Annotated in this window: 20 protein-coding genes; 7 read left to right on the top strand and 13 right to left on the bottom strand. The window is 66.8% G+C overall.

Features of this window, described 5'->3' with window-relative positions; all coding sequences use genetic code 11:
- Window positions 1–87: 87 nt before the first annotated feature.
- Both ACFC25_RS13885 and ACFC25_RS13890 read left to right on the top strand, forming a co-directional pair.
- Window positions 88–759: a potassium channel family protein gene (locus tag ACFC25_RS13885; RefSeq protein WP_376046045.1), complete on the top strand. Its 672-nt coding sequence runs from the start codon at window positions 88–90 to the stop codon at window positions 757–759.
- The gene (locus ACFC25_RS13890) at window positions 759–1499 is read left to right on the top strand and encodes a TrkA family potassium uptake protein (protein WP_337351441.1); all 741 of its coding nucleotides are present in this window, start codon (window positions 759–761) and stop codon (window positions 1497–1499) included. Before ACFC25_RS13885 ends, ACFC25_RS13890 begins: the two co-directional genes overlap by 1 nt.
- Here the strand turns inward: ACFC25_RS13890 and ACFC25_RS13895 are convergent.
- The 4 genes from ACFC25_RS13895 to dut form a co-directional block, all read right to left on the bottom strand.
- Window positions 1466–2212, bottom strand: a complete 747-nt coding sequence (locus tag ACFC25_RS13895; RefSeq protein WP_337347807.1) for a DUF3159 domain-containing protein — start codon at window positions 2210–2212, stop codon at window positions 1466–1468. The two genes, ACFC25_RS13890 and ACFC25_RS13895, sit on opposite strands and share 34 nt — an antisense overlap.
- On the bottom strand, window positions 2209–2562 hold the full coding sequence (locus tag ACFC25_RS13900; protein WP_337347806.1) for a hypothetical protein: 354 nt from the start codon (window positions 2560–2562) through the stop codon (window positions 2209–2211). Before ACFC25_RS13900 ends, ACFC25_RS13895 begins: the two co-directional genes overlap by 4 nt.
- Window positions 2555–3268 carry a DUF3710 domain-containing protein gene (locus ACFC25_RS13905; protein ID WP_376046047.1) on the bottom strand — a complete coding sequence of 238 codons (714 nt, stop codon included), beginning with the start codon at window positions 3266–3268 and terminating at the stop codon, window positions 2555–2557. The genes ACFC25_RS13900 and ACFC25_RS13905 overlap by 8 nt, the downstream gene beginning before the upstream one ends.
- Window positions 3269–3414: 146 nt before the next feature.
- Entirely contained in the window at window positions 3415–3936 is a 522-nt protein-coding gene (gene dut / locus ACFC25_RS13910) for a dUTP diphosphatase (RefSeq protein WP_376046050.1), read from the bottom strand.
- Window positions 3937–4031: 95 nt separating this feature from the next.
- Between dut and ACFC25_RS13915 the strand changes: the two genes are divergently transcribed.
- Window positions 4032–4520: a DUF3093 domain-containing protein gene (locus tag ACFC25_RS13915; RefSeq protein ID WP_376046052.1), complete on the top strand. Its 489-nt coding sequence runs from the start codon at window positions 4032–4034 to the stop codon at window positions 4518–4520.
- A 41-nt stretch (window positions 4521–4561) separates the two neighbouring features.
- On the opposite strand, the gene ACFC25_RS13920 is transcribed toward ACFC25_RS13915, so the two are convergent.
- Complete coding sequence (locus ACFC25_RS13920; protein ID WP_337347802.1) at window positions 4562–4861, bottom strand: DUF4193 domain-containing protein; 300 nt, start codon at window positions 4859–4861, stop codon at window positions 4562–4564.
- 292 nt (window positions 4862–5153) lie between these two features.
- Between ACFC25_RS13920 and sepH the strand changes: the two genes are divergently transcribed.
- Entirely contained in the window at window positions 5154–6512 is a 1359-nt protein-coding gene (sepH, locus tag ACFC25_RS13925) for a septation protein SepH (protein WP_376046056.1), read from the top strand.
- On the opposite strand, the gene ACFC25_RS13930 is transcribed toward sepH, so the two are convergent.
- Genes ACFC25_RS13930 through ACFC25_RS13945 form a run of 4 tightly spaced genes read right to left on the bottom strand, consistent with a single transcriptional unit; the run spans window position 6509 to window position 11923 of the window.
- A complete protein-coding gene (locus ACFC25_RS13930; RefSeq protein WP_376046059.1) occupies window positions 6509–7228 on the bottom strand; it encodes a thymidine kinase in 720 nt (239 codons plus the stop codon). The genes sepH and ACFC25_RS13930 overlap by 4 nt on opposite strands.
- Window positions 7221–8453, bottom strand: coding sequence for a nucleotide pyrophosphatase/phosphodiesterase family protein (locus ACFC25_RS13935; protein WP_337347799.1), 1233 nt, complete (start codon window positions 8451–8453; stop codon window positions 7221–7223). The genes ACFC25_RS13930 and ACFC25_RS13935 overlap by 8 nt, the downstream gene beginning before the upstream one ends.
- Entirely contained in the window at window positions 8453–9199 is a 747-nt protein-coding gene (locus ACFC25_RS13940) for a DUF5998 family protein (RefSeq protein WP_337347798.1), read from the bottom strand. Before ACFC25_RS13940 ends, ACFC25_RS13935 begins: the two co-directional genes overlap by 1 nt.
- A gap of 42 nt (window positions 9200–9241) precedes the next feature.
- On the bottom strand, window positions 9242–11923 hold the full coding sequence (locus ACFC25_RS13945; RefSeq protein ID WP_376046063.1) for a GNAT family N-acetyltransferase: 2682 nt from the start codon (window positions 11921–11923) through the stop codon (window positions 9242–9244).
- 89 nt (window positions 11924–12012) lie between these two features.
- Between ACFC25_RS13945 and ACFC25_RS13950 the strand changes: the two genes are divergently transcribed.
- Together ACFC25_RS13950 and ACFC25_RS13955 are read left to right on the top strand one after the other, a co-directional pair.
- Window positions 12013–14520: a DNA topoisomerase (ATP-hydrolyzing) subunit A gene (locus tag ACFC25_RS13950; RefSeq protein ID WP_376046066.1), complete on the top strand. Its 2508-nt coding sequence runs from the start codon at window positions 12013–12015 to the stop codon at window positions 14518–14520.
- A 9-nt stretch (window positions 14521–14529) separates the two neighbouring features.
- Window positions 14530–15048 carry a DinB family protein gene (locus tag ACFC25_RS13955; RefSeq protein WP_376046069.1) on the top strand — a complete coding sequence of 173 codons (519 nt, stop codon included), beginning with the start codon at window positions 14530–14532 and terminating at the stop codon, window positions 15046–15048.
- Window positions 15049–15054: 6 nt separating this feature from the next.
- On the opposite strand, the gene ACFC25_RS13960 is transcribed toward ACFC25_RS13955, so the two are convergent.
- The gene (locus tag ACFC25_RS13960) at window positions 15055–16047 is read right to left on the bottom strand and encodes a GNAT family N-acetyltransferase (RefSeq protein WP_376046072.1); all 993 of its coding nucleotides are present in this window, start codon (window positions 16045–16047) and stop codon (window positions 15055–15057) included.
- Window positions 16048–16212: 165 nt separating this feature from the next.
- Between ACFC25_RS13960 and ACFC25_RS13965 the strand changes: the two genes are divergently transcribed.
- Window positions 16213–17730 carry an FAD-dependent monooxygenase gene (locus ACFC25_RS13965; protein ID WP_376046075.1) on the top strand — a complete coding sequence of 506 codons (1518 nt, stop codon included), beginning with the start codon at window positions 16213–16215 and terminating at the stop codon, window positions 17728–17730.
- Window positions 17731–17732: 2 nt separating this feature from the next.
- On the opposite strand, the gene cydD is transcribed toward ACFC25_RS13965, so the two are convergent.
- From cydD to ACFC25_RS13980, 3 genes are read right to left on the bottom strand one after another with little or no spacing between them, the layout of a single operon-like run.
- Window positions 17733–21239: a thiol reductant ABC exporter subunit CydD gene (gene cydD, locus ACFC25_RS13970; protein WP_376046078.1), complete on the bottom strand. Its 3507-nt coding sequence runs from the start codon at window positions 21237–21239 to the stop codon at window positions 17733–17735.
- 3 nt (window positions 21240–21242) lie between these two features.
- Window positions 21243–22289: a cytochrome d ubiquinol oxidase subunit II gene (cydB, locus tag ACFC25_RS13975; RefSeq protein WP_376046081.1), complete on the bottom strand. Its 1047-nt coding sequence runs from the start codon at window positions 22287–22289 to the stop codon at window positions 21243–21245.
- 18 nt (window positions 22290–22307) lie between these two features.
- Entirely contained in the window at window positions 22308–23912 is a 1605-nt protein-coding gene (locus tag ACFC25_RS13980) for a cytochrome ubiquinol oxidase subunit I (RefSeq protein WP_337347790.1), read from the bottom strand.
- Between the last annotated feature and the right edge of the window lie 222 nt (window positions 23913–24134).

Below are 24134 nucleotides of genomic sequence, written 5' to 3' on the forward strand. Positions count from 1 at the left end.
GTGACGCTCCGTGCGGAACGATCGCGGTGCCCGTGCCGGTAGAGTTCTAGCAGCAGTAACGGGCAAGGAAAAGTTGAGGAGATACGGGTGGCGCATTTCGTGATCATGGGATGTGGCCGGGTGGGGGCAACGCTGGCGCACACACTCGAGGATGCAGGCCATTCCGTGGCCATCATCGACCAGGATGACCGCGCTTTCCGCAGGCTCCGGCACGGCTTCACGGGCCGGAAAGTCACCGGCGTGGGGTTCGACAGGGACACCCTGAAGCAGGCCGGGGTTGCCGAAGCGTATGCCTTCGCAGCAGTGTCCAGCGGCGACAACTCCAACATCCTGGCCACCCGCGTTGCCCGCGAGACGTTCCATGTCCCGCACGTGGTGGCCCGGATCTACGATCCCGGCCGCGCGGAGATCTATCGACGGCTCGGTATTCCCACGGTCGCGGCCGTGCGCTGGAGCGCGGACCAGGTCCTGCGGCGCATCCTTCCCGAACAGCACCTCGCCGGCGATTTCCGCGAACCGTCGGGCCGCCTGGTCTTGGCGGAACTGGACCTCGACGCCGGCTGGATCGGGCACCGGATCAGTGAGATCGAGAAGGCCGCTGACATCCGGGTCGCCTACCTCACCCGGTTCGGTGAGGGCATCCTTCCCGAACCCGGCATGGCCTACCAGGACGGCGACACTGTCCACGCCATGCTGCTGGTGGACCGGAGCCCACAGGTCGCCCACATTCTGGCCAAAGCACCCGCCAAGGAGTTGTAGTGAAAGTCGTCATCGTGGGCGCCGGCAGTGTCGGCTCATCAATCGCCAGGGAGTTGCTGGCGCACAAGCATGAAATCCTGCTCATCGACCTCAAGCCGGAGGTCATTGGGCGCAGTGGACTCCGCGGTGCGCACTGGCTGGTGGGCGACGCCTGCGAGCTCAGTACGCTGCAGGGCGCCAAAGTGGAAGACGCCGACGTCGTGGTTTCAGCCACCGGCGACGACAAGGTCAACCTTGTGGTGTCCCTCCTGGCCAAAACCGAGTTTGGCGTCGGCCGCACCGTGGGCCGGGTCAACAATCCCAAGAACGACTGGATGTTCAACGATTCCTGGGGAGTGGACGTGGCCGTCAACACTCCGCAGCTGATGACCGCCCTGGTGGAAGAGGCAGTGGAGATCGGCGACCTCGTCCGGCTGCTGACGCTCCAGACCGGGGTGTCATCGATCGTGGAGTTCACGGTTCCGCACGATTCCCACGCCATCGGATTGACCGTGGGCGAGATCCGCTGGCCCGAGGACTCCACGCTCGTGGCCATCCTGCGGGACCACGCGCCGATCACCCCCAGTCGCGATGACGTGATCGACGGCGGAGACGAACTGTTCTTTGTCACCACCATCGCGGCCGAGGACGAGCTGCGCGCGCTGCTCTCTGCTGAACCGGCCGAGGGCTCCGACGACGGCGACCGCCCCGCCCAGCCGGCGGAAGCTCAGGTTCCGGAGGACGACGGCTTCGAGGGCTGAGTTCCGGCGCCCGCCGGGACAGGCCGCGTGACCAGCCAGGCAATCCAGACACCCAGGATGTACAGCGGCGCACCCATGATGAGCCGGGTTGTGGCCAGGGCCGTGAGCCCTTCACCGCCCAGGAGGTACAGGGGAACCTGCACGATCAGCCGCAGCGCGAGGACAGCGACGATGATCCAGGTCCCCAGCCGGTAGGCCTTCAGGCGGGAAGGGTCCTTGCGCCAGTCAAAGCCTTCGTTGCGGATCAAGCCGAACAGAAGCCCCGCAATGGGCCACTTGACGAAGATCGACACCATCATGGCCACAATGTAAGCCGCATTGGTGATGAATCCGGGAAGGTAGAAGTCTTCGGCCTTACCTGTGGTGTTGGCTAGCCAGGCTGAGATTCCCACACCCACTACACCGGCAAGGGCCTGGGTCAGGGGCCGCCGCTGCACCAGGCGCACCACAGTGAAAACTGCTGCAGAGGCCAGGGCTGCCACCAGCGACGGGGTGAGGTCGCGGGTAATGGTGAAGGAGATCAGGAAAACCAGCCCGGGGACAATGCTCTCCGCGATCCCCTGGACACCGCCGGCGCTGCGCAAAACGTCGATCCGGCCATCGTGGGTACGGTGCAGGCCGGCTTTGGCCGCGTAACCCTCGGCGAGCATTGCCATCGTTGGCGGCTCCTGGGCCGGCTCGGAAGGCTTCTCTGGCTGCTGGGGCGCGGTCATTCGTTCTCCTGGCGGGACAGTATTTCGTAGCGTGGGTTGAACATGGTGGGCAGGCCCTGGCTGTGTGTCAGCATGCCTTCAAGCCGAACTTCGGTCCCGGCGTCGATGCCCGGAACCCGGCGGCGGCCGAGCCAGATGACGCGAAGGCGGCCTTTCGCTGGCCGGGTGCCCGCCCGGGGACCTTCCGAATCAGTGACGATGGCCGTGAACGCCGCTGTTTGGTCGGCCGGGACATAGGTGACCGATTCGATATAGCCGTGGCACGCCACACGGCCCTTGTCCGGGAGTTCGCTGACGGGTACTCCGGCTCCCCGGAGCGGGGATGTGGCACCCTGAGGGGAATCAGCCAATCTGTGTAATCTCCGGGCCGCGTTCGGGTTCCTGCAGCGCAGGAGCGCCCGGCTGCGGCGTCGTGCTGGCGTCCTTGGGCAGGCGAAGTTGGAGGAGGTCGCGGGGCGGCATGGGGCTGTCGCCGCGGATCACCACGATCTTTCGGAACAGCGCTTCCAAGGGTGCTGCGGCGTCACGGTCCATGGCTGCGGCACCGCCGAGGACTCCGCGCAGGAACCAGCGCGGGCCGTCAATGCCCACGAAGCGGGCCACCCGGTAACCTTGGCTTCCGTCCGCGGCGCCTGCTGGAAGTTTTGCCACCAGCTCGGTGCCGAACTGGCCTTGGACCTCCTCGACCTGGCCGCCCTGGCTTCCCACGGACTGGCCGATCTGTTCCCGGATCTCGTCCCAGAGACCCTCTGACTTGGGAGCCGCGAACGCCTGAAGCTGCAGGCTTGAACCGTTCAGGTCCATGGTCACGGCCACCACGCGCTGGGTGGCTTCTTCAACTTCAAGCCGGAGCTGGAGTCCCTCGCTGGGTGCGATGAGGAGCGCGCCCAGGTCCACATAGCCGTCACGGCTGGCGATTTCGGAGATATCAAAAGGCCCGGTGACGCTGCGGCCCGATGCGTCCGTTGCCTCGTCCGCGGACTCCTCCGGCGAGGCCGGGGCATCCGGTTCGGCTTCTTGTTCCTTTTTTGCTTTCCTGCCGAGCCCAAAAACCATGGGTCGTCTCCTTAGTTGTGAATGTGCCTGGCCGGCGGTCCCGCCGTCAACCCTGGGTGCTGCCGTAAAAAGCTGCCGTATTCGATCCGTGCCGGCTGGCGGCCGCGCGGCCGGTCCGCTGCGTACCGGTCCTCCTGCGGCAGGCGTCAGGCAGTGGGAGGGGTGAATCCGCCGGTAGAGCCGAACCCGCCGGCACCCCGGACTGTCCCATCCAGTTCATCGACGCGGACGAATTGTGCGTACTCCACCCGTTGGATGACCATTTGTGCAATTCTATCGCCGCGTCGCAGTTCGATGTCCTGCGTCAGGTCCGTATTCAGGAGGGTCACGGAGATCTCACCGCGGTAACCCGCATCCACGGTGCCGGGTGCGTTGACGATGGTCAGCCCGTGCTTGGTGGCCAGGCCGGACCGCGGATGGATGAGCGCAACGAAGCCGTCAGGCAAGGAAATGGACACCCCGGTGGGAACCAGTTTCCGCTCCCCCGGCCGCAGGACCACGTCCTCACGGGCGCGGAGGTCCGCGCCGGCGTCGCCCGGGTGAGCGTAGGAGGGGGCCTCCAGGCCGGCGTCGAGCATTTTCAGCTGTACCTGCAGCGTGGGGGCACCGAGCAATGCAGGGGCCCGGGATTCGGAAGCGGTTTCTACCGTGGCAAGTTCGTCAGTCACAGTCACTCACTCTAACGCCCGCCTGCTTATTCGGCCTAGCTTGGGCGGTTCCGGGCCAAGATGAAATAGCCACCCAAAGATGGAAAGCTGGGGGCATGCCCGAATCAAGCTCCGCCGTGCCGGTTCCCAACAGCCCCTCCGCCAGTCCATCGGTTGTTTTCCAGGAGAAACTGTGGCCAACGCCGTGGGTTTGGATCATAGTGGCCGGCATCGCCGGAGCCGGAATCCTGGTGTTCGCCCCCATCAGTGCAGCCGCCGGATACACCGCGGCAGCAGTCCTGTTCGGCATCATGGCGGTCCTGCTGGTGCTCTCCACCCCTACCATCACGGTTACCCAGGACGCTCTCACGGTCGGACGCGCAACAATCGAACGCCGGTTCGTCGGCAGCGTGCAGCCGTTCCGGGCCAAGGAAGCGACGGCCGAGCGGGGCACCCGGCTCAACGGGCTGGCCTATCTCTGCATCAGAGGCTGGATCGACCCCGTGGTCAGGATCGAAATCACCGACCCGTCCGACCGGACCCCGTACTGGCTCACGTCCACGAGGCGCCCCGAAGAACTTACAGCGGCCCTGTCCGGCAAGTAGCGGTTGCCCGCCGGCAACGGTCCGCCGCGTCGGCTCCCGGATCAGCCTTCGCACTCCACACAGTAGAACCGGCCGTCCTTTTCCCTGGCGATCTGTGACCGGTGCCGGACCAGGAAGCAGGACGAACAGGTAAACTCGTCGGCCTGCGCGGGGACCACCTGGACCATGAGTTCTTCGCCAGAAAGATCAGCCCCGGGGAGTTCGTAGCCAGCGGCCAGATCGCTCTCGTCCTCCTCCACCACCGCCGTGGGCTTGTCCGAGCGCCGGGTCTTCAGTTCCTCAAGGGAGTCCTCGCTGAGGTCTTCTTCGGACTTACGCGGCGCATCATAATCGGTGGCCATTTCCTCTTAACCTCGCTCCAGTTCCGGTGGCCGGTTTACCACCTGCATAACGCTGGACAGTATGCGTTTGTGCCCTGCGTGGGGCACATCTTTCCGCAAGACGGAGCTAAAAGCCAGAGTCTGCTACGGCCCCTCGCCAGGCCGGCCGAGAACGGCGGTGGCTGGGGCCGCCGTTTCCGGGAGAGGCCCGGAAACGCCCGGAATATCGCGGCGCGCCCTAGCTCTTGACCCAAAAAGGGACTGCCGGGTGGCAGAGTTTCGATTGATAGTAATGCCAGGGTGGAGGATTTGTATGCAGGATCTACGGCTTGTAGGCGTACACGACGACGGGGAGCATCTCCTGTTGAGCGGAGCCGGCGGCGAGATGTTCCAGCTGCCGATCGATGAAGCATTGCGGGCAGCCAGCCGGTCGTCGGCCAAGGCAACATCCGCCGTGCCGCCCGTTGCCATGTCCCCGCGGGATATCCAGGCAAGAATCCGCAGCGGCGCAACCGCCGCGGACGTGGCGGAGCTTTCCGGCCTGCCCCTGGCCAAGGTTGAGCGGTATGAGGGGCCCGTTCTTGCCGAGCGCGAGTACGTCGCCCAGCAGGCCCGGAAAATCGAGGTGGCTTCCCCTTCCCCCGGTCATGATGCCTACCGTTCTGCTTTTGGCGACAACCCGGCGTCGCTGGACGACATGGTGGCGCACCGGCTCAGGGCGCACGGCATCGAACCGTCGTCAGTCGAGTGGGACTCGTGGCGGCGCCCTGACGGCAGCTGGACTGTTGCTGCCCGTTTCGAAGCAAAAAAGGATGGCACAGCCGGCATCGGCGAGGAACCACCGGCCCTGTGGACGTTCAGCCCCGCCCGCAAGTCCCTGCAGAACGCCAACCGCTGGGCCCAGCAGCTCAGTGAACTTGAGCCCCTCGACGGCCTTGTCCCTGCGCGGCGGCTGACGGCCGTTTCGGACCGGCCCTTTGATTTTGAGACAGACGCTGAAGCGGCCGCACGCCATTCCGGCGGCGTGCACACCGGCCCTACGGCTGTCCCGCAGCCTGGCAAGGATGCTGACGGGCTGCTGGACATGCTCCGTTCCCGCCGCGGCCAGCGGCTTGGTGTGGATGAGGACGCCGATGACGCTTTGGCCCTGCTCCTCACGCACGGCGTACCGGCAGCCCACCCGAGGCCGTCCGAGGTCCCGCCTGAACCGGAGCAGCACGAGGCTGCTCCCTCCGGACCGGGCTCGGAGCCGGACGCCCCGGCTGCGCAGGCCGATCCCCTCACGCGCAGGCGCGACGCCAGGCCCTCCATGTTGTCCCGGCTGAGCCTGATTCCCCTGCACAACAAAGACGAAGACGACGGCGACGACGTGCTGAAACTGCACGACGGCGTGAGCACGGAAACCCGCGAAGTCACCATCGTCGCGTCCCCGGCCCGCCCTTCGGAGGCTGCTCCTCCTGCAGCGCCGGCGCAGAATCCAGCGCACACAGGGGCCAGCTTTGGCCTTGAGGAACTGCTGGGCGGCCGGAATCAGCGCCGCGCCCATGACGAGTCCGCTCCAGCCAGCCGTGCCGACCGCGATGCGGATGTTCCCGAAAGGCAGCCTTCCAAGCCAAAACGCTCCAGCATTCCGAGCTGGGACGAGATCGTTTTCGGGACCAGGGGCGACTAACTCGCGGTTCCGCCTGAACCGCGCCACAGGCAGGCGTCCGTCTCGAACGGCAGCAACTGGTCCTTCTGGGCCATGATGTTGGCTCCGTGCGCAGTGACCCGCCGCATGTAGTGCCGGCGGCACAACGTTTCGTAACCCACTACCGGCAGCTGGCCTTCGGTACCGGCCGCGGCAGGGTCCAGAGCCATGTCCACATCGCCCACCACCACCTGGGCACCCTCCATCACCATGACGCCATCCACCGTGCGTGCGTTGTGTGTTGCGCGCCGTCCGCACCAACACAGCGCCTCCACCTGCAGGACCTGAACCCGGTCGGCGAGTTCGATCAGCCGTTGGGAGCCGGGAAAAAGCCTCGTGCGGAAATCCGCGGTGATCCCAAAAGCAAAAACATCGACGTCGATCTCGTCGACGAGCCGAGCCAACTGTTCCACCTGCAGGGGCGAATAGAACTGAGCTTCATCACAGATCAGGTAGTCCACCCGCTGTCCGCGGGTGCGCCGGGTGACCACCTCGTCCCAGAAGTCAGTGTGGTCCGTAACCTCCACGGCGTCGGTTTCCAGGCCGAGCCTGCTGGAGATCCGGGAGCCGCCGGCGCGGTCGTTGCGGCTGAACCTGATTCCACCGCGCCCACGGGCACGATGGTTGTAGTCCATCTGCAGTGCGAGTGTGGATTTGCCACAGTCCATGGTCCCCGAGAAGAACACCAGCTCAGCCACGTCCGGCCTTTCTGCCTTCGGCAGTGAAGCACAGCAGCGGGACTTCGCGTTCGGCTTTGGTCAGCGAGCCGTGCTGGCCCACTACCTCCATGGCGGCCGGCCTGACGCGACGCTTGTCATACAGCGCAAGGGCGTCCCGCGCCGCGATCATGACGTCTCCGATCCGCGGTCCGACGGCGGGACGCAGGGCACCGAATAGTCCTCCGGCCACCGCCTCTTCGCGGGTGAATGCCCAGATCCTGTCGCCGAACCGGTTCCGCCAGGCATCCAGGAGGCGGTCGCGCCCCGCACCGTCGACGCCATCTTCCAAGTAGAGGTGAACCATCCTCGGCTCCCCCGCCGTGTGCCGCACGCCGGCGATAAGGGCGGGATCCGCCGCATAGTCGATCCGCTGCTGCGGCGGGACGTCAAGCATGCCGTGGTCGGCGGTGAGCAGGACGGTCGTTCCGGCAGGAAGGGAGGCGTTGAGTCGCTTGACGGTCGCGTCCAGCTCCTCGAGCTGGTGTTCCCATTGTTCTGACTGGCAACCGTACCGGTGGCCCGCCTTATCGAGGTCGTTGACGTAAAAGTACATCAGGGCAGGTGCTGCTGCCGCCATGGCTTCTGCGGCCGAGCCCGTCCGGGCATGGGAGGTTGTGCCGGAGATGAAGCGGCCGCCACGAAGGGCTGCCTGGGTCATCGGCGAGTTACCAAACTGCGGCAGGCTGACCGTAGTGACGTCGACGAACGCGGCGGCCTGTTCGAGAACAGTGGGGAATGGCTGCCAGGTGAGCGGGTCAACGCCGGCGTCCCAGTTCCCGAGCATGTTGACCACTTTGTCCTGGTCCGCGTCCAGGACGTCATAGCCCACCATCCCGTGCTGGCCCGGAGCCAGCCCGGTTCCGAAACTGGCCAGTGCCGCTGCGGTGGTGGACGGAAAAGTGGAGTCCAGCCAGACGGGGACAGAGCCCTGCCCGTTCTGCATCACGGACCGCAGGAACGGTGTGTGGGCAGACTTTTGCTTCAGCAGGTTCCGGCCCAGTCCGTCGGCCAGGACCACGCAGACCCGTGACGACGGCGGCAGGTCCAATGTGTTGGCGAACCCTTCCACGCCCAGGCTTGCCGCGGCGCTGGTGAGCACGTCCGCGATGGAGCGCTGACCGAAGGCGGGAGCGTGCGGCAGGGTGGCCGTACCTGCTTTTTCGGCCGGGGGTGGAGGGACTGCAGTTTTCCCGTGGCCGGGCATCAGCGCTGCTGGTGACCGCGGCTGAGGCGGTTTCCGAAGACACCGGCACGCGACCGGGGCTGCATGGACTGCGCGGTGTGCAGGACCGGCGAGGTGGACCCAGTGTTGACGGCCCGCAGTGCACGGGCGAAGAGCTTGGCGTCCTGAACGGCCTGGAGTCCGTCTGCTTCGGCGCTGATCCGCAGCACAATGTCCTCCTGGGCGATAGTGCCGCTGTAGCCGTGGTCGGCCTCGCACTGCGGGTCCCCGCAGCTGGCCGGGCCCATATCCAGCCGCTGGCCGCCGGACCAGGCGATGGCCAAGGTCAGCTCGCGCACGGGATCGGAGGGCTTGTAGTTTTGCGGCTGCGCATACATGTAGCTGAGCACCACAGAGCGGATCTGGGCCACGGGAACGGATTCGGTGGAGATCTGCGCGACAATTTGTTCGCCGGCTTCGTCCAGCTGCTGGTCGTCCACGTGGGTGATCACCAGCATGTCAGAAGTGAGGACCAGGACCGTGATGTGGCGCCGGACTTCGGCCCGGTCAAAGTGCGTCTCCAGGTGCACCAGGTGGGCTACGCAGTCGCGGCCGTCCAGGGCGTCGTCAACGACGTCGGCCACCAGCCGCGGGTAGAAGCCGGCCTTTTGGAGGGCACCGTCAAGGCTCTGCCCCTGGGCGCTGTGGCTGTGTGAGCTGTGGGGTCGGGTGGCCTGGTTGTCATTGCCGGGCGGTTGAGGCGTCGACGTGGGAGGCTGTGAGCTCATTCCCCCATTTTCACAGATCGGCCGGGGACTTGCTAACTGCGGTCAGCCCAGCATGGCACGGCGGGCGCTGTCCGTACGCTGTGCCGCGTTCCCGATCCGGACGTCCGCCGCAAGGATTGCCACGCCCTGCGTTCCGCACAGCACCGGATTGAATTCGACGAGGGATATCTCCGGGTGGTTGTCCTTCATCCACGCCACCCGGCCGGCGAGTTCCTCCAGGGCTCCCACATCCACCGCGGGAAGGCCCTGGTAGCCGAAGAGCTTGCGGGCCGCCCGGGGGCTGCGGATGAAGTCTTTGACGTCGGCAGCGGACAGCGGCGGCACCCGGTGGGCCCAGTCGTCCAGCAGGTTGACGGCGTCGCCGGCCAGGCCGAAGGAGATCACCGGGCCCAGCAGCGGGTCCTCGATGGCCCGGAAGGTGCACGCCTGCCCCACGGGCGCCATGGACTGCACCTCCAGTGAGGGCGCGCCATAGGGTGCCAGCGAGCGCCGCATCTGCTCGATGTTCCGGCGCAGCGATTCGGCGTCCTCGATGTCCAGGCGCACGCCGCCCAGGTCAAGACGGTGCCGGAGTCCGGGGTCGGTGGTTTTGACGGCTACGGGCCACCCCAGCGCCTCCGCGGCGTCAACGGCCTGGTCAGCTGTTTCAAATCCGAGGGAGGGCAGGACTCGGATCCCGTAATAAGCCAGAAGGGAAGCGGCTTCAGCCTGGTTGAGCTGTTTGAGTTGCTCACCGTGGACATCGGCGAGCAGTTCATCCAGGCTTGCACGCGCCCCCTCCGGATCGCATCCCACGGGTTCCACGAAATGGCCTTGGTCGCGCGCAACCCATTCGGCATACCTGACCACTGCGGCGAGCGCTGCCACAGCCGCCCCGGGATTGGAAAAGCACGGTATGGCCGGTGCTTCGCCCACCATGCCTTCCACATAGATGGAGGGGTCCAGGATTCCGGTGAACGCGGCCACCACGGGTTTCCCGGCTTCAGCGGCACATTCGGCCAGTACCCCGGCGATGTTCTCTACGGTGAGGCCCCGGGCCGGAAGGAGGGCCGCCACGACGGCGTGCACGTGCTCCGAAGCCAGCGTTTCCTGGAGGCTGCGACGCAACGCAGGCAGCGCGACGGACATGCCGGCGTCAAGGTCCAGGCCGGTGACCAGGGAGCCCACGCCCAGGCCATTGGCCATGGCACTGTCGGCCACCACTTTGCCCAATGCCTGCGAATTGCTGAGGATGGCCAGTTCCGGGCCTGCCGGCAGTGGCTGCCCCGCCACGATCTGCGCCACATCCATCAGCTGCTCGATGGTCTCCACCCTGATGACGCCTGACTGGCGCATCATGGCATCCAATGCACCGGAAGGGGCCTGGGTGGTGCGGACGGCGTGCCCGGGCGGGAGGCGCAGGCCCATGGACTCGGACTTGGCCACAATCACCGGCTTGGTGCGGGCAAGCCTCCGGGCCAGGCGGGAGAACTTCCGGGGATTCCCGATCGATTCCAGGTAGAGCGCCACCGCGGTGGTGTCGGCGTCGTCCTCCCAGAACTGCATCATGTCGTTCCCGGAGACGTCCGCCCGGTTTCCTGCCGACAGGAAGGTGGAGAGGCCCATCCGCCGCCGGCTGGACGCGGCGTAAAGTGACACCCCGATGGCGGCTGACTGGCTGAAGAGGCCCAGGCCGCCGCGCCGCGGCAGGGTGGGGGCCATGGACGCGTTCAGCGATACGTCCGGGTGGGTGTTAACGATGCCCAGGGAGGCGGGGCCGATGACGCGCATCCCGTTCGCCCGCGCCTTCCGGACAAGCTCGCGCTGCCGGGCGAGGCCACGTTCGCCGTCGTCCGCGAAGCCTGCAGAGGCGATCACCGCGCCCTTGACGCCGGCAGCGGCACACTCGTCCACCACGGTGGAAACTTCCTCGTACGGGACGGCGATGACCGCAAGCTGCACTGGACCGGGTACCTCGGCCAGCCGGCCGAAGGACAGCATCCCGGCGAGTTCCAGCGCCTCGGGATTGATGGCGTAGACGGGACCGGTGAAGCCGCCTTCGATGATGTGCTCCAGCAGCTGGTAGCCCACGGTCCCCCATTTGCGGCTGGCACCGATCACGGCAATGGACGACGGCGTCAGCAGGTCCCGCACGCTCCTCGCCTCGGCACGGTGCTCGCGTGATTCCATCACGGCCCGGGACTTGTCCGTGGGCCCGATGTTGAACTCGAGGCTGACCACGCCGTCGTCGAAGTGGCGTTTGACGTCGTAACCGGCGTCGGAGAAGACCATCAGCATTTTCCGGTTTTCCGGGAGCACTTCGGCGCTGAACCGGCGGATCCCGTTTTCCTGGGCGGCAGCTGCGAGGTGTTCGAGCAGGATCGAGCCGATGCCCCGGCCCTGGTGCGCGTCGGCGATGTTGAAGGCGACCTCGGCCTCGGTAGGGTCATCAAGCCTGTCGTAGCGCCCGATCCCGATGATTTCGCCGCCGATGGTGATCACGAACGCCACCCGGTCCTTGTAGTCCACCTCCGTGAAGCGCTTGAGCTCCTTGCTGGAGAGCCTGGCTTTGAAGGCGAAGAAACGCATGTAGATGGAGTCCTGGGACTGGCCAGTGTGGAAGGCCTGCACGGCGTCGGCATCGGCCGGGTGGATGGGCCTCAGATGCGCTGTTCCGCCGTCCCGCAAGACGACATCGGCTTCCCAATATTCCGGATATACGCCGTCCCCGGGCTGATCCACCATAGGCTTAGCCTAGCCAAAAACTCCCGCGGCACACCCCGGTGCCGCCAATCAGTGCAAAGACCAGTACCCCAGAAGGATTTACCAGCCCCATGGCCCGCCGCCAAAGTCCAGCCCCAGCAGTGGATTCCAGCTCCGATTACACCGAGCACATCGTGGACATCGACGTCACGTCCGAGATGGAAGGCTCCTTCCTGGAGTACGCCTATTCGGTGATTTACTCCCGGGCCCTGCCTGACGCCCGCGACGGCCTGAAGCCGGTGCAGCGCCGGATCCTGTACATGATGAGCGAGATGGGCCTCCGCCCGGACCGCGGCCACGTCAAGAGCGCCCGTGTTGTGGGCGAGGTGATGGGCAAGCTGCACCCGCACGGCGATACCGCCATCTACGACGCCATGGTTCGCATGGCCCAGGACTTTTCGCTGCGCCTGCCCCTCATTGACGGACACGGCAACTTTGGCTCGCTCGACGACGGCCCGGCAGCCCCGCGGTACACCGAGGCCAGGCTCGCGGCGGCAGCGCTGACACTGACGGACCACCTCGACGAAGACGTGGTGGATTTCGTCCCCAACTATGACAACCAGCTGACCCAGCCAGACGTGCTTCCTGCCGCGTTCCCGAACCTGCTGGTCAACGGAGCCACCGGCATCGCGGTGGGGATGGCCACCAACATGGCCCCGCACAACCTCGTGGAGGTGATCTCCGCGGCGCGGCACCTGATCGCCCACCCGGACGCCACGCTGGATGACCTGATGCGTTTTGTACCCGGCCCGGACCTGCCCACGGGCGGCCGGATCGTGGGCCTGGACGGCATCCGCGATGCCTACGCCACCGGCCGTGGATCCTTCAAGACCCGGGCGAAGGTGGAGATCGAACAGCTCTCCGCACGGCGAACGGGCCTTGTGGTCACGGAACTGCCCTACATGGTGGGGCCGGAAAAGGTGATCGAGAAGATCAAGGACGCCGTCAACGGCAAGAAGCTGACCGGGATCAGCGACATCGTTGACCTGACCGACCGAAAGCACGGGCTGCGCCTGGTCATCGAGCTCAAGAACGGGTTCAACCCCAATGCCGTGCTCCAGCAGCTCTACCGCTACTCCCCGATGGAAGACTCCTTCGGCATCAACAACGTGACCCTCGTGGACGGCCAGCCGCAGACGTTGGGCCTGGTGGCGTTGCTGTCGGTCTATGTGGGGCACCGGATCGACGTCGTCCGCCGCCGCACTGTGTTCCGGCTCGGCAAGAAGAAAGACCGACTGCACCTGGTGGAGGGCTTGCTGGTGGCCATCGTCGATATAGACGAGGTCATCCAGATCATCCGATCCTCCGACGAGGCCGCGGCTGCCCGGGTACGGTTGATGTCCATCTACGACCTCTCCGAGATCCAGGCCAACTACATCCTGGAACTGCGGCTGCGCCAGCTGACCAAGTACTCCCGGATCGAGCTGGAGAAGGAACAGGACGAACTGCGCCGCGAGATCGCGGAACTGGAGGCCATCCTCGGCTCCGAGGAGCGGCTGCGCGAACTGGTTTCCACTGAACTGGGCGAAATCGCCGAAAAGTACGGCACGCCCCGGCGGACCGTGCTGCTTGAGTCCGAGGCCGTCTCCCCCACGGTGGCCGCTGCATTGGCTGCACCCAATGGCAAGGGCAAGGCGGCGCCACTGGCCCTGGAAATCGCCGATGATCCCTGCTGGGCGATCCTGACGGCGTCCGGGCAGATCGCCCGCACGTCCAACCAGGAGCCCCTCGCGGAAGCGGGTCCGCGGTCGAAGCACGACGTCTTTTTGTCGGTCGTCAAAACCTCGGCCCGCGGAGAAATTGCCGCCGTGACGTCGCAGGGACGGATGCTTCGCCTGCAGGTCATGGACATGCCAGTCCTGCCCCCGATGTCCGGCCTGCCGAACCTCGCCGGCGGAGTCCAGGCCCGGGAGTTCATCACCCTGCTCAAGGGCGAATCCTTGGTGGCATTCGCTCCCCTGGACCAGGTCCTGGCCATCGGCACTGCCCAGGGCGTGGTGAAGCGTGTCCAGCCCGATTACCCCCTGAACCGGGAGGACTGGGAGATCATTGCCCTCAAGGACAAGGACCAGGTGGTGGGTGTTGCGCCCGCCGCTTCCGAGGAGGAGGACCTGGTATTCCTGACCCGCCAGGCCCAACTGCTCCGCTTCGGAGCCGGGACGGTCCGCCCGCAGGGCAGGACGGCCGGCGGAATGGCCGGCATCAAACTGGCCTCCGGTGACCAGGTGGTGTTCTTCGGCGCGGTGGCGCCCGGGGACGACGACGCCGTGGTGGTCACCATCGCCGGAACGAACGGAGCGCTGCCCGGAACGGCACCCGGCGCAGCGAAGGTGACGGCTTTCGCCGAGTACCCTGCCAAGGGCCGCGCCACCGCCGGGGTCCGGGCTCATCGGTTCCTCAAGGGTGAAGACACACTGCTCCTTGGCTGGGCTGGCCACGGTCCGGCGAAGGCATCGTCGTCGTCCGGCGTGGCCCGTTCCCTGCCGCAGGAGCACGGCAGGCGGGATGGTTCGGGCATCCCGCTGTCCCAGCCAGTTGATGTGGTGGGTCCTGCCATGGCCTGGCCGGATCCGGCCTAGACTGCTGCCATGGTTATCATTCCCGATGTCAAAGACTGGACCTGGGTCCTTTCCCGGCCGTGCCCGGAATGCTCCTTCGACGCCTCCACCGTTACACCGGCCACGGTTCCCGGCACGGTGCAGAATATGCTTCCGCGGTGGCGGGCAGTGCTCCGCCGCCCTGACGTGGCCGACCGCCCGGACGAGGCCACGTGGTCCCCGCTCGAATACGCATGCCATGTCCGCGACGTCTTCACCCTCTTTGACCAGCGGCTGAACCTCATGCTCGACGCCGATGACGCCCGGTTCGAGAACTGGGACCAGGACCAGACCGCCGTCGAGAAGGATTATGCGAACGCCGACCCGGCGGTCGTCAGTGCAGAGCTGACCGCGGAAGGCGAACAGGTCGCCGAGTCTTTTGCCGGCGTCAGGCAGGCAGAGTGGGGCCGTAAAGGCCTGCGCAGCAACGGCTCGGAGTTCACGGTACTGACACTCGCGCAGTACTTCCTGCACGACGTCGTCCACCACCTCCACGATGTGGACGGCTGAGCGGGCTTAAACCTCTTTGTCCCACGCCATGCTGGTGTTGACCGGCCGGTAGCCCATCTTGGTGTAGAGGGCCAGCGCGCCCGTGGGGTTCTCCGAATCGACGTCCAGTGAGGCCACGTCCATGCCGGCGTCGGTGAAACGGCGCATGGCGTCGGCGAGGAGGGCCTGGGCGATCCCCCGCCCGCGGTATTCGCGCCGGACACCGAGCAGTTCGGTATACCCCTCGCGGATGCCGCGTTGGACGGCAATGTCGGGGTCGTGGCTTGCCAGCTGGTAGCCCGCCACTTGCCCGGTGCTGCTGTCCAGGACCACCGTGCTCAGGTCGGGACGGGCCTGCGGGTGGTTCACCGTGAAATTCCAGGACTCCTCGTCTCGCGGCTCGCTTCCCCAGTGGTCGCGGAACGCGTCGTTGTGCGCCAGGCGGACCGGCTCGTGGAGGCCCGGCACCATGCCGGCCAGTTCCAGGCCGTTGCCGAGGACGTTCCCCGGCAACGGCTGTTTGAGTGGCCGGTGCATTTCATTGAAGTAGCGGACCACGGCATACCCCGAAGACTCAAGCAGCCTTCCCTGGTTGTGGCGCTGCTCTTCGGTGCCAATCCTCAACAATGGCACTTGCCGTGTTCCGTCGTCGGGAAGGTCCGCGGCGAAACGTCGCCGGGTGCGTTCCTCCAGCCAGCCAAGCAGCGCCCTGCCAATCCCGCGGCGCTGCCAGTCCGGGTCCACGCAGCCGAAGCCATGGGCTTTCCCACCCCCCGGGTTGCGGGAGATCCGCGCATAGGCCCGGGGAACGCCGTCGTCATCCAGGCCCAGCACCGTGTTCTCGGCTGGCGGGTTTTTCCGGGATTCCACCTGTTGCTGCAGGTCAGCCTCCCGCTCGAACCAGACGGGATTCTCCACGGCGGCAGTCCGCGCAATCAAGGCCGCCCAGGCCGGTACGTCGGATACTGTTGCCGGCCGCCACCGGAGCCCCGGAAAGTCCACTGTGAGTTCCTGGTTCATTGGAACAGGCTAACCCAGGGATGTTGCGCGTGAAGCCAGCCTCCCAGCTGATCCGCAGACCGCTTCCATTTCCAATGTATGCCCTCCATGGGGGCTTGCGGCAAGCCCCCAAGGAGGGCGCATAATCGCCGGACGCCAAATACGCAGGGAAACGGGGGCAGCACTATGACTGAAAGTGTGTCGAGGAATGCGGAGCACGCCGTGGTGATCGCCGGAGGAGGTCCGACCGGGCTGATGCTGGCGGCAGAGCTGGCGTTGGCGGGGGTCGACGTTGCCGTTGTCGAGCGGCGCGCCAGCCAGGACCTCCCCGGTTCGCGCGCCGGGGGTTTGCACGCGCGCACGATCGAGACCTTCGACCAGCGTGGAATCGCCGACCGGTTCCTTGCTGAGGGGCAGGTGGCCCAGGTCGCGGGCTTCGCCTCGGTCCGCCTGGACCTGAGTGACTTTCCAACCCGGCACAACTATGGCCTCGGCCTGTGGCAGAACCACATCGAGCGCATCCTGGCCGGCTGGGTTGGTGAGCTGCCGGTGACTTTCTATCGGGGACGTGAGGTGACCGGTTTTCTGCAGGACGCAGCCGGCGTCAACGTTGCTCTCTCGGACGGGCAGTCCTTGCGGGCGGCGTATCTGGCCGGGTGCGACGGTGGACGCAGCCTGGTCCGTAAAGCAGCGGGTATCGACTTTCCCGGCTGGGATCCGACGACGAGTTCCCTGCGCGCCGAAGTCGAGATGACCGAAGAACCGGAACTGGGCATCCGCCGCACACCCTCCGGCACGCACGCCCTCGGCAAGGTCGAATACCAAATCAAGGACGGAGAGGTCATCTACAAGCCAGGTGGAACCGTGGGCGTGGTGCTGACCGAGCCGCACATCGGGACAGGCGAGCCCACCCTTCGCGATCTTCGTGAGGGCCTCATCGCCGTCTACGGGACCGACTACGGGGTCCACAGCCCGACGTGGATCTCCCGGTTCACCGACATGACCCGGCAAGCCGCTGCCTACCGGCGGGGACGGGTCCTGCTGGCCGGCGACGCGGCGCACGTGCACTCCCCGGTCGGGGGCCAGGGCCTGAACACCGGCGTGCAGGATGCGGCGAACCTGGGCTGGAAGCTGGCCCAGGTGGTCAACGGAACGTCGCCGGAGAGCCTCCTTGATACCTACCATGCCGAGCGCCACCCGGTCGCTGCCCGCGTCCTTCGCAACACTATGGCGCAGGTCGCCCTCATGCGCGTCGATGACCGCATCGAGGCTCTGCGCGACACCGTGGCCGAACTGCTGGGCATGGACGAGCCACGGAGACGCTTCGCCGCCATGATGTCCGGCCTGGACATCCACTACGACCTCGGCGAGGGCCACCCGCTGCTCGGGCGCCGCATGCCCGATCTCGACCTCGCCACTGCCGACGGCCCGCTGCGGGTCTTTTCCTTACTGCACGATGCCCGGCCTGTGCTGCTCAACCTCGGTGAGCCCGGTGGCTTCGACACCGTTCCGCGGCCGGACCGGGTCCAGTTGGTCGACGCCACATGCGAGGGCGCCTGGGAGCTTCCGGCGCTTGGGCCGGTCACAGCCCCCACCGCCGTCCTGATCCGCCCCGACGGCTACGTGGCCTGGGTGGGAAGCCCCGGCCGGCAGGGCCTTGGAGACGCGCTCGCCACCTGGTTCGGAGCGCCGGCCACGGCATAGGGTTACGACGCCGGCACCATGCCCGGGCGTTGTACCGCACCGGGAAATTCCGGCTGGGCAAGGTCCAGGAGGTCGTCCTCCGGGCGGATGTCAGCCAGGTTATGGGTTACCAGGACTACCGTCCGGTCCGCCAGTCCGGACCGCAGGTCTGCCAGCATGGCCCGTCCCGCTTCGGCGTCCAGGTGGGCCGTCGGCTCGTCCAGGAGGATGACCTCAGCCCCGGTCATCAGCGTCCGGGCAACAGCCAGGCGCTGCCGCTCGCCGCCACTGAGGAACGACCCTCCCGGTCCGATCCTGGTGTCCAGCCCTGCAGGGAGGCGGGAAACAAGTTGGCTGAGGCCTACGGCGGCGAGGGCCGCTGCCATCTCTCGGTCAGCTGTGTCCGGCTCGCCCGCAGTGGGGCGGCCCAGCAGCAGGTTGCCGCGGAGCGTGGAGTCGAACAGGTGCGCCTCTTGCGGGCACCAGGCAGCCCGTCCGGTCACGCGGACCTGCCCGGCGGACGGCGGGAGGAAGCCAAGCAGCACGGACAACAGCGTGGATTTCCCGGCGCCGGACGGCCCAGTGACTGCCAGCCAGCGTCCGGGGGCCGCTGAAACACTCAACCCGGTGAACACGGCGTCCCCGCCCGGCCAGGCTGCTGCCACTCCCTCAAGTTCCAGGCCCGGCGCCCCAGCGGCGCGGGCATCACGCCGCACGACGCCGTCGGCGTCTGTGTGGGCGGTGGTTCCTGTGTCGGCGTCGGATGCCGGTGGCATGCCCTCGAGGGCGCCGGAACGGCCGATCCTGCGCATGACGTCGCGGAAGGCCGGAAACTGGCGGACCGCCGTCGTCATGGCTGCGTAAGGTTCCACCAGCGCCAACTGCAGCAGGACAATCACGGCGGCCGTGGCAGGCGCCAGTGATCCGGCGAGCACCTGGGGGGCTGCAAGGACGGCGACGGCCAGCGCGGCCACCCCGCAGGCAGCTGTGGTCACAGCCTGTCCCAGTCCTTCAGCCCAAGCGGAACGTTGGGAAGCCCTGGTGGCCGCCCGGTCCTCAGCGGCGAGGTCCCGGAGCACCCTGGAGGATACGCCGTTAGCATGGAGCTCGGCCCGGGCATCCAATGCCGCGGACGTTCGTCGGAGCACGCCGTCGCGTAGGTCTTGCTCCGCCGCCGCCGATTTCCGGTCCGCCCACAACGCCGACGCGGGGGCCAGGACCAGGCTGGCGGCTGCGGCCGCCGCCACGGCAGGACTTGCTGCAGGCACCAGCAGGGCAGTCGCGGTGAGTGCCGAGACAGCAACTGCAGCCGCTGTCACAGGCGGCAGGACCACCCGCGGGAGCAAGTCCCGGACGGTGTCGACGTCGGTGACCACCGAGCCCAGGACGTTGCCGCCCTGCAGGAGCCGCCGAAGGGACAGTGCGCGGCGGCTGAGTGACTCCCACAGGCGGCCGCGGAGCCGCGTAAGGGTGGAGAACACCGCATCGTGCACCAGGAGGCGTTCCCAGTAGCGAAGGACGGCTCGGCCGATGCCGAAGAACCGCACACCGACGATGGCGCTGAGCAGGTACAGGATGGGTGGCTGTTCGCTCGCCCGGATGATCAGCCAGCCGGAGAGACCGGACAGGGCGGCGGCGAAAAGTGCCGCCAAGGTTCCCACCACAGCTGCTCCGGTGAATTGCCCCGCGACGGGCGCGAGGAGGCGGACCAGCAGTGGGCCCGTAGCGCGGCCGCCGTCCCGCCATGACCTTCCGCTGGCCGCTGCCGCCACGGCTGCGGACGTGCCTTCTGCGGCACCGTCGCTGTCCGCCGGTACGGCCTCCGCGCCTTCCGGCGCCCGGTTGACCGGCGCGGAAGCAGCTGTGATGCCTTGGGACGACACGGGCACCACATAGTCCGCCAGTGCCCGGGTCCGGGCGTCATGTGCCACCAGGATGACAGTGACCCGCCCGCGAAGCGCCAGGATGGCAGCCTCCACCTGCGCCGCCGAGGCGCTGTTAAGGTGTGCCGTGGGTTCGTCGAGCAGGAGCACCGTAGCGCCGGACCTGACGCGTGCCAGCCCGCGGGCCAGCGCCACGCGGCGCAGCTCCCCCGGGCTCAGTTCGGCCGGGTGTTTATGGGCAAGGTGGCCTGCGGAGGCTGCGGCGAGGCATTCGCGGGCCGTTGCTTCGTCGGGGGCCGCTGCGTTCCTTCCGCCACCGAGGTACAGCGCCATTTCGTGGAGGACCGTTGCCTGCACCATGACCGGGTGCTGCGGCACCCAGGCCACGCTGTCCCGGTCGAAGCCGGCAAGCCGGCCGCTGATGGCCGTGCCGTTACCGTCGCCGATCGTCCCGGCCAGCACGCCCAAAATGGTGCTTTTCCCCGTGCCGCTGGGGCCATCCAGTGCGGTGATCTGTCCGTACGGCGCAGTGAAGCTGAGAGGCCCGACGGCGGCCGCGGACCTGCCCGCGTAGGTCACCGTGAGTGCGGTAACGCTCACTCCCCCGCCAGCTGCCGCACCAGCCGCGGCATCGCCGTCGTCCTCAGGGCCCGGGGACTCCGCGCCCCCGGCCGCGGCCCCGCCCTTGGCCTCGCTGGCCGGCAGCGGCCGGGGCTCGGGCGCCGAGGTGACCGCCCTCGTTTCTGCGAGCGCCGCACGGCCGTCGTCGCTGGCGTGGTGTGCGGTGCCCAGTTCGCGGAGCGGGAGGTAGCAGTCCGGCGCGAGGACCAGGGCCAGGAGGCCGGCCTCCAGCGGCATGTCGCCGTGGACAAGGCGCACGCCGATGAAGACTGCCACGACTGCCACGGAGATTGTGGCGATGAGCTCCAGGGCCAGTGCCGAGAGGAACGCGGTGCGCAATGTCCCCATGGTCCGGGACCGGTACTCCTCGGAAATCTCCTCGAGGGCTTTGCGCTGGGCTGTTGCGCGTCCCAGCCCCACCAGAACATGAAGGCCCTTGGCGAGCTCGAGCATGTGCGCGGAAAGGCGGGACAGGGTGGCCTGGGCAGCCCGGACGTTGTCCTCCGTGTACCGGCCGATCAGGACCATAAAGAGGGGTACCAGCGGGACAGTGAGGACAATGACCACGGCGCTGACCCAGTCGGCGAACAGTATCCGGGCCCCGAGAAGCAGCGGAATGGCCGCGCAGTTCACCAGTGCGGGAAGGAACTGCGTGTAGTAGCTGTCCAGCGCATCCAGCCCGCGGGTGGCCAGGACGGCCAGTCCGCCGTCGGCAGGTCCGGCTGTGCGGGCCCCGTTCCGCAGCGCCCGGGCGAGCAGCCCGTACCGCAGCTCCTCTTTGACGCCGAGGGCGGCGCGGCGGGCAGCCACCGCCTGCGCCCAGACAGTGACGGACCGCAGGACGACGCCGGCCATCCCCCAGCCGAGTCCGTCCGCCCACGCGGGGTCCGCTGCGGCCAGGCCCGCAAGCATGGAGGCGACCGCCTGCCCCATCAGGACAAGGGACAACGCCTTCAACGCCGCCAGGAATCCCAGCCAGTAGATCGCTGAGCGGGTAACGGGGCCGGAGGGGAAGCCTGGGCGCACGGCTCAGCCCTTGGTAAAGGCTTTGGCGGCGACTGCCGGGAGGAAGCTGTGCGCTTCCGGGATGTGGGCTGCGCTGACGCGGCGGCGGAAGACCCAGTAAGTCCACGCCTGGTACGCGATGACCAGGGGCAGCCCTACCGCCGCCACGATGCTCATCAGCCCCAGCGTGTAGTCCGAGGACGAGGCGTTGGAAATAGTGAGGTTGAATTCCGGACTGAGCGTGGAGGGCAGGACCACAGGGAACACCGCGCCGAAGATCGAGGCGCTGCCCAGCACCAGGAAGGCTCCGAGGGCTGTGAACGCCCGTCCTTCCGCACCCTTGCGGGCCAGGAACCAGGCAACTGCTGCGGCTACTACGGCAACGGCCACCGCGGCCACGGTCCAGGGCTTGCCGGACAGGACCTGGACGCTGACGGCCCATCCGGCCAGAGGCAGGAGCAAAACAGGAAGCAGGCGGATGAACCAGCTGCGCGCACGGTGCCGCACGTCGCCGTCGGTCTTCAGTGCCAGGAAGGCCAGGGCATGCAGCAGCGAGAAGCAGACAACCGCCAGCCCGCCCAGGACTGCGTACCCGCTGAACCAGGCGAACGGGCCGCCTTCGCGATCGCCGTTTGCGTTGAGGGGCAGCCCCGTAGTGGTGAGTGCCAAGGCCGCCCCGACCCCGAAAGCGGCCAGGAACGAACCCAGGGCGATGGCCCAGTCCCAGCGCGCCCGCCAGCTCTCGGTGTCCACCTTGCCGCGGTACTCGAAAGCCACAGCGCGGAAGATGAGCGCCACGAGCACCACGAGCAGCGGGAGGTACAGGGCTGAGAACAGGGAGGCGTACCACAGCGGGAACGCCGCGAACGTTGCGCCCCCGGCGGTCAGGAGCCACACCTCGTTGCCGTCCCAGACCGGGCCGATGGTGTTGAGCAGCACGCGGCGTTCGGTGTTGTTGCGGGCAAAGAGCTTCATCAGCATCCCCACGCCGAGGTCAAAACCCTCCAGGAAGAGGTATCCCGTCCACAGCACCGCGATGGCGATGAACCAAATAGTGGGCAGCAGTTCCATTCGAAGTATCCTCTGCTCTTAGTAGGCGAATGCCAGGACATCGTCCGCGGGCTTACCGGAACCGGGGCCACCCTCGCCGCCAGGGGTGGCGTCCTCGTTCTCGTCCACCGGTGCGTGGGCCAGCTCAGGCATGGCTGAGACGATGCCGCCGCGGATGTACTTGACCAGAAGCTTGACCTCCACCACCAGCAGGAGCGCGTAGACGGCGGTGAGCACCACCAGCGACGTCAGCAGTTCCCCGGCCGATACTCCCGGGGAGACGGCAGCTGCGGTAAACATAAAGACCTGGTCGATGCCGTTCAGGTCGGGGTTGGGAGCCACGACGAAAGGCTGCCGGCCCATTTCGGTGAAGATCCAGCCGGCGGCGTTGGCGCCAAATGGTGCCAGGATGCCAAAGACGGCCAGGCGCATCAGCCACGGAGACGCGGGTACGGTGCCCTTGCGGGTCACCCACAGGGCCACAAGGGCTGCAAGCGCGGCGAGTCCGCCGAACCCGATCATCATCCGGAATCCCCAGTAGGTGACCTCCATGACGGGGACGTACTGGATCTCCTGGCCGGCGCGGTCGCCGTAAATCGGATTGTCCGGCAGGTTGGTTCCATAGTCGGCCTTGTACTGGTCCAGGAGGCTGTTGACGCCCTTGACTTCGGTGGTGAAGTCGCCCTTCGCCAGGAAGGACAGGATGCCCGGGACCTCGATGAGTGCCACGATGTCATCGCAGTTGCCGGATCCGAGGTTGCCGACACTCAGGACCGAGAATCCGGTGCCGTCATGGCAGGCGGCCTCGGCGGCTGCCATTTTCATGGGCTGCTGCTCGAACATGAGCTTGCCCTGCAGGTCGCCGGTGAGGGCGGTGCCGGCGAAGGAGATCATCGCAACGACGGCGCCGATGCGGAGGGACCGGATCCAGACTGTGTGGTCGGTGCGGTCACGGCCGGGGATCGCTGCCTCGCCCGGAACCACCTTGCCGTCTACGTCCACGGTGTCGACGCCGTCGCGCCGGCGCCGCCAGAGGTGGTACCAGGCGATACCCAGCAGGAAGCCGCCGGCCACCGCCAGTGCGCCCATCAGGGTGTGCGGAACGGCAACCAGGGCCGTGTTGTTGGTAAAGACGGCCCAGGCGTCTGTCATGACCGGCCGGCCGTCGATCATTTCCACACCCACGGGGTGCTGCATCCAGCTGTTGGCCACGATGATGAAGTAGGCAGAGAACAGCGAGCCAACAACCGCGATCCACAGGCAGGCCAGATGGATGGCGGGCTTGAGTTGCTTCCACCCGAAGATCCAGAGCCCCAGGAAGGTGGACTCCACAAAGAAGGCAAGGAGCGCCTCCAGCGCCAACGGAGCGCCGAACACGTCACCCACAAAGCGGCTGTATTCGCTCCAGGCCATGCCGAACTGGAACTCCTGGACGATGCCGGTGGCAACGCCCATGATGAAGTTGATCAGGAAGAGCTTGCCCCAGAACTTGGTCATCCGCAGGTACTCCTGCTTGCCCGTCCGGTGCCACATGGTCTGCATGATGGCCACCACCAGGCCCAGCCCGATGGTCAGCGGCACCATCATGAAGTGATAGACCGTGGTGATGCCGAATTGCCAGCGTGCGATTTCCAAGGCGTCCAAGGCAGTCCCTACTGTTGTCGGGGTCTCAACTTTTCTACGTCCCGTAGAACTTGACTTCTACCGAGTGTAGAACAATGCGCGGGGCACTGTAAACCAACAGTTCCATCATCACGTCGGGCCCACAAGGCCGCGGCGCGCCCACTGTTCTACTTGGCGTAGAAAGTATGGGAGAAACGGGGTAAATTTGTATCTGTAGTGTTCAGGTGTTGTCACCGCGGCCTT

This window comes from Pseudarthrobacter sp. NPDC055928 (assembly GCF_042270935.1).
Classification (GTDB): Bacteria; Actinomycetota; Actinomycetes; order Actinomycetales; family Micrococcaceae; genus Arthrobacter.

Coding starts and splice junctions, on each gene's coding strand:
- ACFC25_RS13895 (WP_337347807.1), bottom strand. CDS start 2,212: ATGACCGCGCCCCAGCAGCCAGAGAAGCCTTCCGAGCCGGCCCAGGAG.
- ACFC25_RS13905 (WP_376046047.1), bottom strand. CDS start 3,268: ATGGTTTTTGGGCTCGGCAGGAAAGCAAAAAAGGAACAAGAAGCCGAA.
- ACFC25_RS13915 (WP_376046052.1), top strand. CDS start 4,032: ATGCCCGAATCAAGCTCCGCCGTGCCGGTTCCCAACAGCCCCTCCGCC.
- ACFC25_RS13920 (WP_337347802.1), bottom strand. CDS start 4,861: ATGGCCACCGATTATGATGCGCCGCGTAAGTCCGAAGAAGACCTCAGC.
- sepH (WP_376046056.1), top strand. CDS start 5,154: ATGCAGGATCTACGGCTTGTAGGCGTACACGACGACGGGGAGCATCTC.
- ACFC25_RS13935 (WP_337347799.1), bottom strand. CDS start 8,453: ATGCCCGGCCACGGGAAAACTGCAGTCCCTCCACCCCCGGCCGAAAAA.
- ACFC25_RS13940 (WP_337347798.1), bottom strand. CDS start 9,199: ATGAGCTCACAGCCTCCCACGTCGACGCCTCAACCGCCCGGCAATGAC.
- ACFC25_RS13945 (WP_376046063.1), bottom strand. CDS start 11,923: ATGGTGGATCAGCCCGGGGACGGCGTATATCCGGAATATTGGGAAGCC.
- ACFC25_RS13950 (WP_376046066.1), top strand. CDS start 12,013: ATGGCCCGCCGCCAAAGTCCAGCCCCAGCAGTGGATTCCAGCTCCGAT.
- ACFC25_RS13955 (WP_376046069.1), top strand. CDS start 14,530: ATGGTTATCATTCCCGATGTCAAAGACTGGACCTGGGTCCTTTCCCGG.
- ACFC25_RS13960 (WP_376046072.1), bottom strand. CDS start 16,047: ATGAACCAGGAACTCACAGTGGACTTTCCGGGGCTCCGGTGGCGGCCG.
- ACFC25_RS13965 (WP_376046075.1), top strand. CDS start 16,213: ATGACTGAAAGTGTGTCGAGGAATGCGGAGCACGCCGTGGTGATCGCC.
- cydB (WP_376046081.1), bottom strand. CDS start 22,289: ATGGAACTGCTGCCCACTATTTGGTTCATCGCCATCGCGGTGCTGTGG.